Raw genomic sequence first — 15,460 nt, forward strand, 5'->3', positions numbered from 1 at the left:
CTGAGAAGGGTAACGTAAGTTTGGTATGCGCGCGGGTTATTCTTCCACGTATGCTCTATCTCGCCTCCCGTTCGCTGTGCCGTCGGCAATTATTGCAACGCTTGGATATTCCATTCCAAGTCATTGATCTAGAGATTCCTGAGGTGCGTAGGGAGGACGAACTTCCCCAGGATTATGTGCGCCGTGTGGCGCAAGAGAAGGCGCAGGTGGGGTTGGCAAGGGTGGGGGATGCGTTTGCGCCGAAGGTGTTGGGTGCGGATACCGAGGTGGTGTTGGATGGCCGCGTCTTCGGTAAGCCGGTCGATTTGGCTGAAGCGGCAACGATGTTGGCCGCTTTATCTGGGCGTACTCATCAGGTGATGACGGCGGTGTCGTTGGTGGCGGCTGGAGGTGTGGCAGCGCAGGTATTGGTGGTTTCGGAGGTGAGTTTTGCGTTGTTGAGTCAGGGACAGATCGCGCGTTACGTGGACAGTGGTGAGCCGATGGGGAAGGCTGGTGCATATGCTATCCAAGGACGAGGGGAGTGTTTCGTCAGCCGTTTGGTCGGTAGTTATTCTGGGGTGATGGGGTTACCGCTACAGCAAACCGCTCAGTTGCTGGCTACGTTCGAGGAGAGTTAGATGTCAGAGGAGATCTTAGTTAACGTGACTTTTGGTGAAACGCGTGTGGCAGTCGTTGAAAACGGTTTGCTTCAGGAGTTGCACATTGAGCGCGATGGGTGTCGTGGTGTGGTTGGGAATATCTACAAAGGTAGGGTGCAGCGCGTCATGCCTGGGATGCAGGCGGCTTTTGTTGATGTGGGAATGGAACGTACCGCTTTTCTACACGTTAACGATGTGGTGCGGTCTGCGCCTGCTGATTCCAGTGTGATTGATACTGATGAAACGACAGTGCCGCCTTTATCTGAGATACCAATTGTTGAGTTACTGCGTGATGGGCAGGAGTTGATGGTTCAGGTGCTTAAGGAGCCGATCGGTACGAAAGGTGCGCGTTTGACCACTCAGATCAGCATTCCTTCGCGTTATTTAGTGTTGCTGCCGCAGTCTAAGATGGTTGGGGTTTCGCTCCGGATTGAAGATGAAGCAGAGCGTGCGCGGTTGAAAGCAGTCGTGACGGATCTGGCGGCGCAGTACGGTGATTACGGTTATATCGTCCGTACCAATGCTGAGGGCCAGTCTGCTGATGTGCTTGTTGAGGATATTGCCTATTTGTCGCGGTTGTGGGGTGTGGTGGAGCGGCGTGGGCGTGAATTGCCTGTGTGCAGTCTCCTCTATGAGGATTTGAGTCTTTCGTTGCGTTCGGTGCGCGATCTAATCCGTAAAGATGTGGAAAAGATCAAGGTGGACTCGAAGGAGGCTTTCGCCCAGTTGCAGGGATTTGTGACGAAATATATGCCGGTGCTGGCGGATAAGTTGGAGTTGTATGTCGGCGATCATCCGATTTTCGATCTTTATGGTGTGGAGGATGAGATCGGTCGCGCTTTGGATAGACAAATCCCTCTTAAATCAGGGGGGTATCTTGTCATTGAGCAAACTGAGGCGATGACCACGGTGGATGTGAATACCGGTTCCTTTGTCGGTAAGCGTACTCTGGAGGAGACGGTGTTTCGTACTAATCTGGAGGCGGCGCAGGCGTTGGCACGTCAACTGCGGTTGCGTAATCTTGGCGGGATTATCGTCATTGATTTTATCGACATGCAAGACGCCGAACACCGTTGCCAAGTGTTGCGTGTGTTGGAGAAAGCATTGATACGTGACCATGCCAAGACCACGGTGTACGATTTTTCGCCGCTGGGTTTGGTTGAGATGACGCGCAAACGTACTGTGGAAAGTTTGCAGAGGCAGTTGTCTGAGACGTGCCAGACATGCGGGGGGCGTGGCACGATCAAAACGGTCGAGACGGTGACCTACGAGATATTCCGTGATATCACCCGTGCAGTGCGTCAGTTCGATGCGGTGCGGTTGTTGGTGATTGCCTCACCCAATGTGGTGTCCAGGATGACGGATGAGGAGTCTGCTGCGGTTGCTGAGTTGGAGGCGGTGCTTGGCAAAGCGATTCGGTTTCAGGCTGATCCGCACTATTTGCAGGAGCAGTATGAGGTGGTGTTGTTGTGAATGATTTGGTGCCATGTGTGGTGTACATGGTGGATATGTGGTTGTGGATGTTCATTATGCGTGTGTCAAGGTGGGTATTTGTTTCACGGCAGATGGATATGATGGGGTTCCATGCGGCCGATTTTTTCAAGCTTGCTATTGTTTAAGGTGTCTTCTTTGTTGCGCTTCCCCCGTGTTTTCCGTTACGCGGCGTACGCTTGCGTTGCTGTCTTTGTTGCAGTGGCGTTGGCGATGGGGTAGTGAGCCAGCTCTTGCCAGTGGTGGAACGTCATCCACAGCAAGTGGCGGACTGGCTCAGTGTGCGTGCGGGTCAGCCGGTGCGCTTCGATACGTTGAGTACATCTTGGACGCAGCGCGGTCCATTGCTGCGTTTGCAGGGGGTACGTATCGGTCCGCAGGGTAAGGTGGGGATTGGGCAAGTAGAGATGCTGGTGGCGATGTATACAGGGATTCTTCCAGGGCATTCGCTGATCGAGTTGCGGTTGCGTGGGGTGGCGTTGACTGTACATCGTGACAGTGCGGGACGTTGGTCGGTCTATGGGTTGCCCCGTGATGTTGAGGGCGATCCGTTGGAGGTATTGCGGCGGTTGGGTGAGTTACAGGTGATCGGTGGTCGGCTCAGTGTGGATGCTCCGTCGTCAGGGGTGAGTACGACGTTGTCGCAGATTAATCTGCGGGTGCGTGTGGCCGGAGATCGGCTACGCGCTGGTGTTCATGGTTGGTTGGATTCAGCGCGTGCCCCGGTGACAGGGGTTGTCGATTTTGATCGTGTGAGTGGTGATGGTGATGTTTATGTTGAGACGCTGCCGAATCAGTTGGCGTCTTGGTCATCCTTGCTTGCTGGTGTGATGAGAGGAGTCCACCTACGTGATGGTGCTGGCCATGTGCGGGTTTGGGCGCAACTTCATCGCCACCATGTCGAGCAGGTGACGGTGCAAGGTGATCTACAAGGGGTCCGATTCGAGGGGGGCGTCTTGCTGGACAGACAGTGGTGCCAAGGGTGTTTTGGCCGCAGTTACAGGTGTTGGTGCGTTGGCAACGTCAGGGGGATGGGTGGCGGGTTGTGGCGCCTCGGTTGCGGATGGGGGAATCGGGGAGGCTGCAAAAGTTGGATGGGGTGGTGGTCGAAGGAGGTTCGTTCTATACGGTCAGTGCACCAAATGCTGTAGATGCCGGAGCGGTGTTGGCGGTGTTGGCGCTTGGCGATTGGCTTGCGCCGGATCTGCGTACTTGGTTGCTGCATGCACGGCCACAGTTGCGGGTTGCTGGGTTGCATGTGAGCAAGCAGGCCGATGGTTGGTTTTGGGTTGCTGGCCGTGTTGAGCAGCTTGGTTTTCTACCTGTGGCTGATGCTCCTGGTCTGAGTGGGGTCCGCGGTACGTTGGAGGGGGATGCGCAGGGGGCGGTGCTGACTTTGGATTCTGATGCGTCGGTGCATCTTGATTGGCCTTCCGGGTTTGGACGTAGGCATGAAATCCACTTGGCGGGGCGTATTGTCGGTTGGCGTCAAGGTGATGGTTGGAAAGTTGCAACGCCAGCATTGCGGGTGCAGGCAGCCGATTACGGGGCAAATCTGCGTGGTGGGCTGTGGTTCGAAGGGCATGGCACGTTGCCGCGTATTTCACTGGCTGTGCAGTTGGATGATGTTGCGGTGCCAGTGGCCAAGCGCTTTTGGGTTCGTTCTAAGATGAGTCGTGAGTTGATTGATTGGCTGAATGCTGCTTTGGTCAATGGTTCGACTAGCGGTGGCTTTGCTCTCATTGAGGGGGAGTTGAAGGATTGGCCGTTTAATAACCATGACGGTTATTTTGAGGCGGCTGGCCGTATCCATGGTGGGGTGATGCGATTTCAGTCCGAGTGGCCTGTATTGGAAAAGCTGGATGCTGATATCGCTTTTATCGGTAATGGTTTTTCGATCAAGGGACGGGGGGAGCTTGCTGGCGTGCCACAAGTTCAGTTGGAGGCGGGTATAGAGGATTTTGAGAAGGGCGATCTCTATGTACGTGCTCATGTCCAAAGTGATGCGACTCGGTTGTTGGGGCTGTTGCGGCGCAGTCCATTGCATCAACACGATGCGGATACTTTGGACAGTGTCAGTGCGAGTGGTCCGGCGAGTGTCAGTTTTGATATGCATCTGCCTTTGCGTCATGAGCAGGGCGCGGACTACGGTCATTTTGGGGGTGAGGTGTCGCTGGAGAATGTGAATTATATTGACCGGCGTTGGAATCTCGCTTTTGAGAATGTGCGTGGTCCTGTGCGCTATAGCAGCGATGGTTTCAGTGCTGAGGGCTTGCATGTGCTGCATCAGGGGTTGGAGGGGCGTTTAAGTGTGCGGGTGGGTGATGCGGTTGATGATCCAGCACAGATATTCCAGGCGCGGTTGTCGGCAGCGGTCAATGTCAAGTCTTTGCTGCGTCATGCGCCTCAGATGGATTGGTTGCGGCCTTATGTCAATGGTATTTCGCAATGGCGGATCGGTGTTGATTTGGCTAAGAGTGTGCCTGACGCTCACAGGGTCTTGGGTCATTTAACTTTGGATTCGGATCTGGTCGGTACGGCGTTGAATTTGCCGGCGCCGTTGGACAAAGGGAGCGGCAGGGTGTTGCCTGCTCATATAAATGTTGCTTTACCCATGGAGCAGGGTGATATCGCTTTGGCATTGGGTAAGTTGGTTGCGGCGCGTGTGCGTCATCGAGATGGGGCAGGGGTCGGTGTGCGTGTGGTTATGGGGGGTGACAACGTGCGCGAGGCACCGCTGGAGCATGGTTTGGTTGTTATTGGACACAGTACGTCGCTTGATGCAATCGACTGGGTGAGGTTAGTGCGTGGTGGGTCTGCTGTTTCCTCAGATTTGCCGTTGCGGTTGATTGATCTGCAGGTGGATAGTTTGTTGCTGTTGGGTGGGATGTTCCCGAATACTCGATTTCAGTTGCGTCCGGTGCATCAAGGGGTTGCGGTGGTGGTGGATGGGCCGGCATTGTCTGGTCAATTGAACATTCCTGAGTCAATTGACGGTACGGTCACGGGCAGTTTGGGTGTGTTGCACTGGCAGGCAGCGCAGGCTCCGTCGGTGAAGGTGTCTGGGTCGGTGCAGTCTGCAATGGCGGATGTCGATCCGGCTTCGATTCCATCTTTGGCGTTTGAGGTGGAAGATGCGAGGTTAGGTCAGGTCAAGCTTGGCCGTGTGGGGTTGCGTACTCGGCGCTTGTCTGATGGGATTCAGGTAGATCAGTTGCAGACAAATTCGCCTAGTCAGCGGTTATCGATGTTCGCTACGTGGCGGGGTAAAGGGGAGGCCGCCAGCATTCGACTGTCGGCGCGGGTCGATAGCCGTGATCTTGGGGAGTTGGCACAAGCGATCGGTTATGGGGAGCAATTGCGTGGCGGTGAGGGGCAGATTCAGTTGAGTGCTGGTTGGAATGGACCGCCGGTCGGTTTCCAGTTGCCTTCGCTGAGTGGTGATTTAAAGGTGAATGCGCGTAATGGCCAGTTACTGGAACTCAAGCCTGGGGCTGGTCGGGTGCTTGGGTTACTCAGTGTGACGCAGCTGCCACGGCGCTTGATGCTGGATTTCCGCGATTTATTTTCTAAGGGTTTAGCGTTTAATCGCTTCTATGGTGAAGTGCACTTTGGGGATGGTAAGGCGCACACGGATAGACTCAAGATTGAGGGACCAGCGGTGAATATTGCGATCCGTGGTCAGTCTGATTTATCTACGCAGACGTTTGATCAGATCGTGGATGTGAATCCCAAAAGCGGCAATTTGTTGACGGTGGTTGGTGCGGTAGCTGGAGGTCCGGTGGGTGCGGCGGTGGGTGCGGCCGCCAATATGGTGCTTGGTAAGTCATTGGGTGCGATCGGTTCCAAAACCTATCATGTGAGTGGGCCTTGGAATGATCCAAAGGTCCAGGTGATGAATCTGGACTCGCGTCAGCGTGATAAGCCTTCCAATAGTAAGTCGGAGAATTAGGGGGGCTGGTTGATCGGTGTATTGTGATGATGAAGTGGGTATGTGTGCTGCCTTCGTTTGATTTGATCTTGTTAATTCAGTGGGAGTGCTTGCGTGTTTGTTAATCCGCCCGCATTCTTGACTCATGAAAAATACCGCACTCTCTGTCGCCGAATCCCGGCTGTTGTTGCCTGCCGGTCTGGATGACGGCCAAATTGATTCTATTTTCGGAACGTTACTCGGACCTGGGGTCGATTTTGGCGACCTGTATTTCCAGCACGCGCGTCGTGAGAGTTGGAGTATAGAGGACGGTATTGTCAAGGATGGAACGCACTCGATTGAACAGGGTGTCGGGGTGCGTGCTATTTCTGGTGAGAAGACCGGTTTTGCTTATTCCGATGACATTAACCGGGATGCGTTGCTTGAAGCGGCGTATGCCGCGCGTGCGATTTCGCGTTCACCTGGGGATGGGGTGCAGGGGACACATGCGGTGTTGCGCCGTCATGGGCGGGAGCTGTGTTTGTATCCGGCATTGGATCCGGTGGGTGGGATGGATAATGCTGAGAAGATTGCGGTGATGCGGCGTGTCGATCAGTTATTGCGTGTGGCTGATCCGCGTGTCACTCAGGTGATGGTTAATTTGTCTGGTGGTGTCGATGTGGTGTTGATTGCACGCAGTGATGGTGTGCTCGCTGCGGATGTGCGCCCGTTGGTGCGATTGAATGTGCAGGTGATCGTTGAGGGTCATGGTCGCCGTGAATCTGGTTATGCCGGTGGTGGCGGGCGTTATGGATATGCTGAGTTGTTTGCCGATGGCCGCCCGGAGGCTTTTGCACGGGAGGCGCTTCGCCAAGCGTTGGTGAATCTTGAGGCGATTCCGGCTCCGGCTGGTGTGATGCCGGTGGTGCTTGGTGCTGGTTGGCCTGGTGTGTTGTTGCACGAGGCGGTGGGCCATGGTCTTGAGGGTGATTTCAACCGTAAGGCTACCAGTGTTTATGCCGGTCGTATTGGTGAGCGCGTCGCGTCACCAGGGGTGACGATTGTTGATGATGGGACGCTGGATGGTCGTCGTGGTTCGCTCAATATTGATGACGAAGGGACGCCTACGCAATGCACCACATTGATTGAAGACGGTGTGTTGGTTGGTTATATGCAGGATACGTTGAATGCTCGGTTGATGGGAGTGGCATCGACTGGTAATGGTCGCCGTGAGTCGTTTGCACACTTGACGATGCCACGCATGACCAATACGTATATGCGTGCTGGTGCACATAGTCGTGAGGAGATGATCCGTTCGGTTAAGAAGGGACTGTATGCGGTTAATTTCGGGGGGGGCAGGTCGACATTACCAGCGGCAAGTACGTGTTTTCGGCGACTGAAGCTTATTTGATTGAGGATGGCCGGGTGACTGCTCCGATTAAGGGGGCTACGCTGATTGGCAATGGTCCTGAGACGATGCAGCGGGTGCGCATGATTGGGGATGATTTGGCGTTGGATGCGGGGGTCGGGGTCTGTGGCAAAGATGGGCAGAGTGTGCCCGTCGGTGTCGGCCAACCGTCGTTACTCATTGATGGGTTGACGGTGGGGGGGACTCAGGCATGAATGCGGTTAGGTTAAAAGGTGGTCGAAGGGTTTTTTCTGGTTCTGCTGATTGTTGTTATTGGAGACGCAGCGGGGAGGTGGCTGTTTCGATTGATGTTCGAATAGAGTAGAGAAGATGCGATTGACATCAGAGACAGTGTAGGCCGTTTTGAGCGAGGTTTTTTTGGCTCTAGCTGTTGTTTGGATGAAGGGGCTCTTTGGGCTGGGGTGGCGTCGTTGCTCAATGACACTTCTTGGAAGTTTTTGCGTGCAGTGTTTGGTGATTCAGGGGTGGCTATATGCTTTGATGCAGTGAGATTCTTTAGTGAGGCTGCACGGTTTTGTTGTTGTTGCGTTGCCTACCTATAAGGGAAATGTGCTTAAGGGTTTGCGATGCAACACGATGGCGGTTGGTATGGTAGTGAGGCAGCGCTATTGTGTTCAGGAGACTTTGATTTAGTCTGGTATGCCGGGTGAATGGCGGTGTTGTGTTTATCACGGCATGGTTTGGTCGATTATTGTGGTGTTTGGTGCTGATTGTCGCTGTTTTGGGTGATGATCAATCCATGGAGTACTTGGTACAGTTCGCGGAATGCCTGCGGTGCTTTGTTCCTGGCTTGTTCGGTTTTGCTGTTGCGCAGTAATTGGCGCAGTTTTCCGCAATCTGCTTGTGGGTATTGGTTTAATAGTTCAGTGAGTGCGCTGTCGCCTTCTTCGAGGAGGCGTTTGCGCCACTGTTCAGTCCGATGCAAGGTTGCAACCTCACGTTGTGCCTGTATGCCGCTGGCATTAAGTTTCTCGCGGATCGCTTCTAGCGTGGTGTCGTCTTCGCGTCGCATTTGTTTGGCGAGAAAGGCAAGCTGGCGCTTGCGGGCAATGTGTGATGTGATCCGTTTGGTTTCGGTGATGTGTGGTAGTAATCTCTCGGGGATTGGCAGTTTGGCCAACTGGGCAGGTGTGAGTGCTGCTAGTTTTTCGGAGAGTACTAGGACTTCAAGTGCTGTACGGCGTTGTTGGCTGCGGCTGGGGCCAAGGAATTCGCCGGTTTCTTTATTACATCCGCGCATTGCACCATTCTTCCACATTTAAAAATAAACTTTGTCGACCGTGTACATAGGCACGCTGACTTCAACAGGATAAGACATTGAACGTATGTTCCACAGATCTCAATAGTGTTGATGATAGCCAGGTGCGTTTGGATGTTCTGGCTGATATTGCGCAGCGTTTGCTGGAGCGTGCTCATGCATGTGGTGCTACTCAGGCTGAAGTGGGTTGCAGTGAGGAGCGTGGGTTGGATGTGAATGTGCGGATGGGCGATGTGGAGACGGTTGAGTCTACGTGTGATCGCAGTATTGGGGTGACTCTGTATTTTGGTCAGCGTAAGGGCAGTGCTAGTACTGTCGATTTGCAAGAGGCAAGTTTGGAGGCCACAGTTGCACAAGCGTGTGCGATTGCTCGTTATACGGAGGATGATCCAGCGAATGGGTTGGCTGATCCAGTGCGAATGGCAACGGTGTTCCCTGATCTGGATTGTTGGCATCCGTGGACTCTGGAGGCCGGTACTGCGGTGGATTTGGCTCTGGGGTGTGAAGCAGCAGGCCGCGCTGCTGATGCGCGTATTGTCAATTCTGATGGTGCTTCGGTCAGTACTCGTTTTGCGTTGTCTGTGTATGCCAATTCGCATGGTTTTGTCGGTCGTGAGCGTATGACTCAGCATTCGATGAGTTGTGCGTTGATCGCTGGTGATGGGGATGGAATGCAGCGTGATGGTTGGTATACCAACGCTCTGGCACGAGAGGATTTGGAGTTGCCTGTTGCAGTTGGACGTAAGGCTGCGGAGCGCACTGTTGCGCGGTTGCAGCCGCGTTCTTTGGCGACGACTCAGTTACCAGTATTGTTCGTTCCAGAAGTTGCACGTTCGTTGATTGGGCATTTGCTCAATGCGGTTTCCGGTGGGGCGTTGTATCGTCGTGCTAGTTTTCTGCTTGATAGTGTTGGGACCCGGTTGTTCCCAGAGTGGTTTGCGATTAATGAGCGCCCCCATTTGCGCCGTGGGCTTCGCTCGGCGACGTTCGATGCTGAAGGTGTGGCGACTTGTGATGCTCCGCTGGTTGCAGGCGGGGTATTGCAGCGTTATGTGTTGAGTAGTTATTCGGCACGCAAGCTTGGCTTGCAGAGTACTGCCAACGCAGGTGGTGTGCACAATCTTGAGGTGATAGCCAATGCTGCTGATCTGGATGCGCTTGTTGCTGGGTTACCGCGTGGTTTGCTGGTGACTGAATTAATGGGCAGTGGTGTGAATCCGGTGACTGGTGATTATTCGCGTGGGGCGGCTGGTTTTTGGATTGAGAATGGGGCGATTGCTTATCCAGTGGATGGTCTGACTATTGCTGGCAATCTGCGTGAGATGTTTTCCGCCATTGAGGCGGTGGGTGCGGATGTGGATAGGCGTTCGCATGTCAGCATGGGGTCGTTGTTGATCGGGAGGATGATGGTGGCTGGTAACGATTGATGCGATGTTGATGTACGTCGTTGATAGGGTTATGGGGAATTTTGTTATTTTTTGTTATGAGGGTTAGTCAAATGCCACTATACATCTCAGGCTTCCAGATATTTAGGTAATTCAGCGGCAAGTAGGTTGATTGCTAGTCTGGAGCGTAGGGGCACATGCTGGGCGGCAGGCCAAACTACATGACACTCTATTACTGCACTTGGACGATCCCCCCAAATGCCGATGAGTTCGCCGCGTTGCATCCGTTCCATAAGTAGCCAGTAGGGTAGCCAGGCAACTCCCATTCCATCGACGGCGGTATCCGCAATGACCTCCAGATCGTTGCAACGCAGTCGGGAGGTGATCGGAATGTCGACGAGGGCACCTGTTGCGTCGGGAAGTGTCCAGGCCATGTTACGGTCATTGCGGCAGTAGGTGAGCAAGTCGTGGTCTGCGAGGTCTGCAAGTGTGTGGGGTTTGCCTCTTGCGGCCAAGTAAGTCGGTGAAGCGCATAGGATTTTGCGTTGGTTCCCTAAGCGGCGTGCGCGTAGTGTGGTGCCATTGCCCAGAGGGCCGTTGCGTACCGCAAGGTCGAAACCGTCGGCAATCAGGTCGACATGATGGTCGCTGAAATTTAGTTCGAGTTCTAGCTGGGGATGTTCTCGTGCATAGGTGCGCAGGATGGGGGCGACACATTGCCGTCCGAACAGAACCGGCAAGGAGACATGCAGTCGTCCGGCCACTTCTCGCCGACCTTGCTCAAGCATGGCTTCGCCAGCACGTAATTCTTTGATTGCACGAAGGCACCGTTCGTAATACTGCTGGCCGTCTTCGGTGAGGGACTGCACTCTCGTTGTCCGTTGAAAAAGCTGGACGCCGAGGCGCATTTCTAGACGGGCGATTGCTTTGCCGATTGTGGAGCGGGTGAGTGAAAGTCGTTTACCTGCTTTGGCGAAGCCGCCGGCTTCAACGACTTCAACGAATAGTTGCACACCATCGAACATGTTCTGCATATCTTCATATACCTCATAAAATTTATATAATTTATTATTGTAGAATTTTTTGAATCATTGAGTGGAAATGTATCCTCTATTGTTGATATGAATTCTGCTTTATAGTGGCTGGCAAGTTAAGTGGAGATTTGGACATGGCTCGGGAAGTTTGAAAGTTTGCAGTTTCCCGGTTCAATTACTGTTTTTCAGAATTTAATAAATTAAGGTGAAATAGATGCTGATTTCGATCGTGTATGACAGCGGTTATGGGCACACTGCGCGGGTTGCTCAGGCCGTTGCGGCAGGTGTTCAGGAAATGAAAGGTGCCGATGTTAGACTCATGGCCGTTGCTGATGGTTCGGTGGACTGGGAGGCTCTGGAGAGGAGCGATGCAATCATTTTTGGTTCGCCGACCTATAACGGTTTGATTAGTGCGAAGTTCAAGCAGTTCTTTGAGGACTCGACCAAGAAGGCCTGGGTGTCGCAGAAATGGCGCAACAAGATTGCCGCGGGTTTTACCAACTCAGGGGCACAGCATGGTGACAAGCTCAATTCGCTGATGTCGATGGTGTTGTTCGCTGCTCAGCATGGAATGATCTGGGTGGGACTCGACCTGATGCCGGGCAATAACAGCAGCACCGGCAGTCCGGACGATCTTAATCGCCTCGGAAGCTGGCTAGGCGTGATGACGCAGTCGAATAACGATGCGGCTCCGGAGATCGCGCCGCCCGCCAGCGATTTGAAGACCGCACAACATCTAGGTCTGCGCGTGGCGGAGACCGTGCGCCGCTTTCAGCCCGTGTAATCCGTTATACCCCGGAACGAGGGGGTTTGAATATGAAATTGTTGTGTCTTGACGTTCCCCAGCCTGGTGCGAGCTTGGAGAAATATTTTGGAGAAATATCAGCCGTACATGCTGGATGAAGTCCGTCATGGTTGGCAGATGTATAAGAGTGACATTATCAGTGATATCTATTTCCGACAGGGACCGCCCTGGTGTGGTCATCATTGTGGAAGCTGAGTCTGCGGATGCTGCCAGGAAGTCTCTTTCCAAGTTTCCTCTCGCCGAGGCCGGATTGATCGGTTGGGATGTGATTCCGTTGGGTCCTTTCGTGAACTTGGAAGCGCTTTTTGCTTCTGGTAACGCTTGAGATTCGATTTCGCTATTTCTTTTTCCGGTTGCGCCGGTGTGGTGTGACCGGAAGATCTTTTACGAAAATTTAAGGAATGTGCGCCATGAATGTAATGGGCTTCGCTGCCCTATCGGCTACTGGCCCGCTTGAACGGTTCGCTTTCGGACGGAGAGCTCCCAGACCGGATGACGTCGTCATTGATATCCTTTACTGCGGTGTCTGCCACACTGATCTGCATCTTGCCCGTAACCACAGCGGCTTTACTACTTATCCAATCGTGCCCGGCCACGAGATCATCGGTTGTGTACGCGAGATCGGCAAGACAGTCACCCGCTTTAAGCGGGGCGATCTGGTTGGTGTTGGTTGCATGGTCGATTCTTGCCAGCACTGCCAGCCTTGTCTCAAAGGGTGGGAACAGGACTGCATTGAAGGTTCGACCTTCACCTATAACAGTATTGATCGGCGGGATGGCAGTATCACCTATGGTGGCTATTCAGATGTCATTGTCGTGCGTGATAAGTTCGTGCTGTTGTTGCCTGATGGTCTCGATCCAGCCGGAGCCGCGCCGCTGCTTTGCGCGGGCATCACGACATGGTCGCCGCTGCGTCGCTGGAATGTCGGCAAAGACAGCAAGGTTGCGGTGGTCGGTCTTGGCGGCCTCGGACACATGGCCTTGAAGCTGGCTAAGGCTCTTGGAGCCGATGTGACGTTGTTCACGCGTTCTTCCGGCAAAGAGGGAGATGCCTTCCGTCTTGGAGCCGACCGTGTTGTGTTGTCCAGCGATCTGGAGCAGATGAAAGCTGTCTACAGCCGCTTTGACGTTATCATTGATACCGCTCCTTATGATCACGACGTCAATCCCTATATGCCCACCCTTGTACTTGAAGGTGTGCTCGTACTCGTCGGCTATATGGGACCGCTCAGCACGCCTGTGAACGCTGGAGGTGTGGTACGTGGCCGTAGGGCCATTTCGGGTTCGTTCATTGGCGGTGTGCCTGAAACCCAGCAAATGCTCGATTTCTGTGGGCAGCACGGCATTGTCTCTGATGTCGAGATCATCCCCATCCAGAAAATTAACGAGGCCTATGAGCGTATGTTGAAAAGTGACGTTAAGTATCGTTTCGTCATTGACATGACTTCGCTGACATCATCAGGAGCTTGAAAACATGACCAATATCATCAACCCATCCTGTGTGTAGTGACCAGTCATCTGATCCGCGGCGATAGCGGTGAGCCTACAGGGTTCGCGATGGTTGAACTCACCCATCCGCTTGAGGTCTTTGAAGCAGCGGGTATCCCGGTGGAGATTGCTTCCATCCGTGGTGGCCACCCACCGATCGACTTCTTTGATCTTTCCGACCCGGTCAATGATCGTTTTTGGAAGAACAAAGCGGTTCCGTCGCTCGCTGACTCATTCGTTCTCGGTGACCTTGATCCGTTGCGTTACTCGGCGGTCTTTTTTGTTGGTGGTCACGGTACGATGTGGGACTTTGCTGACAGTCTGGCCGTGCAGAACGTAGTCCGTGGTATTTGGGAAAGTGACGGTATTGTTTCTGCGGTTTGTCATGGTCCTGCTGCTCTGGTGAATGCAATACTCTCTGACGGCAGTTACCTCGTCGCTGGCAAGGAGGAGACTGAGGTTAAGTACGCTAATGTTGTGCCTTATTTGTTGGCTACCACGCTGAAGCAGCGTGGTGCGCTACATCAGTCTGCTCCTAATTGGGTTGAAAATGTCGTGGTCGATGGTCGCCTTATCACCGGCCAGAACCCAGCTTCGGCGTACGGTGTCGGCCAACGTGTAGTTGACCAGCTCAAGGCCAGTATTTGACGTCAAAGTTAAACGTTGTCGGCGTGAGGACTCATTTTATTGAGGCATCCACTCGGTCTGTTCTTGCATGTCTGCGGCGTGTTCTCTCGTGGCGGCTTTTTTCTCGTCAGCTTTTTAATAATGTGGGTGCGTCGCTGGTGGTGCGGCGCGGCTTAAGGCCAATCATGGGGATAGGAACGCATTTCAGCTTGTGAGACTTCATCGTTCCGATGTCAATTTTTTGTCTGAGGATTTCACTCGGTATTGCAGTTAGGTCTGGTTTGAATAGGATGCCGGACGCTCGTAGTTTGAACGTTCCGTAAGCTTAGGTGGTTCTTGGTGAGTACGATCTGTAGCCTTGTGTCGGAACGGCGATGAAAAAGATCGAAACAAAGATTGAGGCAGGCTTTTTGACAGGTTTTACGAAGAAATCATTGCAGTATCTGGATTGGTAACGCTTGCTAAGCGCATCGTTGCGCTTAGCAAGGAAGATTACAGTATTTCAGAGATTGCTAATTTGCTGTTATACACCGAAAGCAACATTGAAGGAGTATTGGCGTTGACGTATGTCAAGAGGAAACCCCGGGGATCGATCTTGCTCCAGTACTTTCATGGAAATGTGGAAATGTTGGCGCACTGGAAAACAATGTTAGTAGGTTTTTGCTAATGCATTGAATACTTTTCGCAGCCGTTTGTATTTTTAATGCGATTGTATCTTCACGTAATGACTTCAGTAGGCCATTGGATGACGTCCGAGCAGCGGCTTAGATCGCCGCTGTAGGTAGCCGTTGTTTTAGGGCGGGTGGGCGTATTTTGAGGGGTTTCAGGTAGGCGACTGCTGCAATGTGTGTTGCTTGTGCTTGTTGTTCTGTGGATGTCTTTATGGTTTTTCTGTTCGGGAAGGCCACAGTGCTCCTTGGCGCATCGGCAGGTTCTTATATGAAGAAGTTCTAATCTGATGGTGTCAGAGTATGAATACCAGTAAGTGGAATGGGCGAGCTTGTTAGTGCAGGATCTGTGAGGCGCATAGGGCATGAGTCCAGGGATGTTATATAACTGGGGTATGAAGTGTGAGGTAGGAGATCCTTTTAAAATCGGTATTTCACAGTGAAAGACGTGTAGCGTCCTGGTCATATTTAGGAGGCTAGAGTCTGACTAAACAGGCACATTGCCATTAGGCATTTCACTGTCTGGTAGCAATTACCAGCGATGCGGGAATGATGATATGGAGGTGGCTGCCCGGGTTTTGATTCGGTGCAAGGTGGTCTGTGGTGGCTGTTGTTGGACAGGAGACGTGCTTCTGGCTATGTGATGGAGCCCAGGTAGGGAGTATGTAGGATGATATTATCCAATCAACGTCGCCATCACGAGTTTGTATCGGGAAAAGCAGGAA

Annotated in this window: 9 protein-coding genes and 2 pseudogenes; 9 read left to right on the top strand and 2 right to left on the bottom strand. The window is 53.1% G+C overall.

The features are described 5' to 3' along the window. Window positions 1-50 precede the first annotated feature (50 nt). The 4 genes and pseudogenes from F7G16_RS02160 (at window position 51) to tldD (ending at window position 7,665) form a co-directional block, all read left to right on the top strand. A complete protein-coding gene (locus F7G16_RS02160; protein WP_004090041.1) occupies window positions 51-620 on the top strand; it encodes a Maf-like protein in 570 nt (189 codons plus the stop codon). After that, a complete protein-coding gene (gene rng / locus F7G16_RS02165; protein ID WP_004090042.1) occupies window positions 621-2,114 on the top strand; it encodes a ribonuclease G in 1,494 nt (497 codons plus the stop codon). Between the two features lie 111 nt (window positions 2,115-2,225). After that, a pseudogene (locus F7G16_RS02170) lies at window positions 2,226-6,084 on the top strand (YhdP family protein). 124 nt (window positions 6,085-6,208) lie between these two features. Next, window positions 6,209-7,665 (top strand): annotated as a pseudogene (tldD, locus tag F7G16_RS02175) (metalloprotease TldD). Between the two features lie 494 nt (window positions 7,666-8,159). On the opposite strand, the gene yjgA reads toward tldD, so the two are convergent. After that, window positions 8,160-8,711, bottom strand: coding sequence for a ribosome biogenesis factor YjgA (gene yjgA / locus F7G16_RS02180; RefSeq protein WP_004090049.1), 552 nt, complete (start codon window positions 8,709-8,711; stop codon window positions 8,160-8,162). 77 nt (window positions 8,712-8,788) lie between these two features. On the opposite strand from yjgA, the gene pmbA reads away from it, so the two are divergent. Next, the gene (pmbA, locus tag F7G16_RS02185; RefSeq protein ID WP_004090050.1) at window positions 8,789-10,156 is read left to right on the top strand and encodes a metalloprotease PmbA; all 1,368 of its coding nucleotides are present in this window, start codon (window positions 8,789-8,791) and stop codon (window positions 10,154-10,156) included. A gap of 86 nt (window positions 10,157-10,242) precedes the next feature. Here the strand turns inward: pmbA and F7G16_RS02190 are convergent, their stop codons facing one another. Further along, window positions 10,243-11,148 carry a LysR family transcriptional regulator gene (locus F7G16_RS02190; protein WP_004090051.1) on the bottom strand — a complete coding sequence of 302 codons (906 nt, stop codon included), beginning with the start codon at window positions 11,146-11,148 and terminating at the stop codon, window positions 10,243-10,245. Window positions 11,149-11,362: 214 nt separating this feature from the next. On the opposite strand from F7G16_RS02190, the gene F7G16_RS02195 reads away from it, so the two are divergent. From F7G16_RS02195 to F7G16_RS02210, 4 genes are all read left to right on the top strand, one after another. Next, window positions 11,363-11,932, top strand: coding sequence for a flavodoxin family protein (locus tag F7G16_RS02195; protein WP_004090052.1), 570 nt, complete (start codon window positions 11,363-11,365; stop codon window positions 11,930-11,932). A gap of 160 nt (window positions 11,933-12,092) precedes the next feature. After that, window positions 12,093-12,278 carry a hypothetical protein gene (locus F7G16_RS12075; RefSeq protein ID WP_228446166.1) on the top strand — a complete coding sequence of 62 codons (186 nt, stop codon included), beginning with the start codon at window positions 12,093-12,095 and terminating at the stop codon, window positions 12,276-12,278. A gap of 85 nt (window positions 12,279-12,363) precedes the next feature. Next, complete coding sequence (locus F7G16_RS02205) at window positions 12,364-13,422, top strand: NAD(P)-dependent alcohol dehydrogenase (RefSeq protein WP_004090054.1); 1,059 nt, start codon at window positions 12,364-12,366, stop codon at window positions 13,420-13,422. Window positions 13,423-13,458: 36 nt separating this feature from the next. Beyond that, a complete protein-coding gene (locus tag F7G16_RS02210; RefSeq protein WP_011097644.1) occupies window positions 13,459-14,088 on the top strand; it encodes a type 1 glutamine amidotransferase domain-containing protein in 630 nt (209 codons plus the stop codon). Window positions 14,089-15,460: the final 1,372 nt, after the last annotated feature.

Source organism: Xylella fastidiosa, from assembly GCF_011801475.1.
In the GTDB taxonomy this organism is placed as follows: Bacteria; Pseudomonadota; Gammaproteobacteria; order Xanthomonadales; family Xanthomonadaceae; genus Xylella; species Xylella fastidiosa.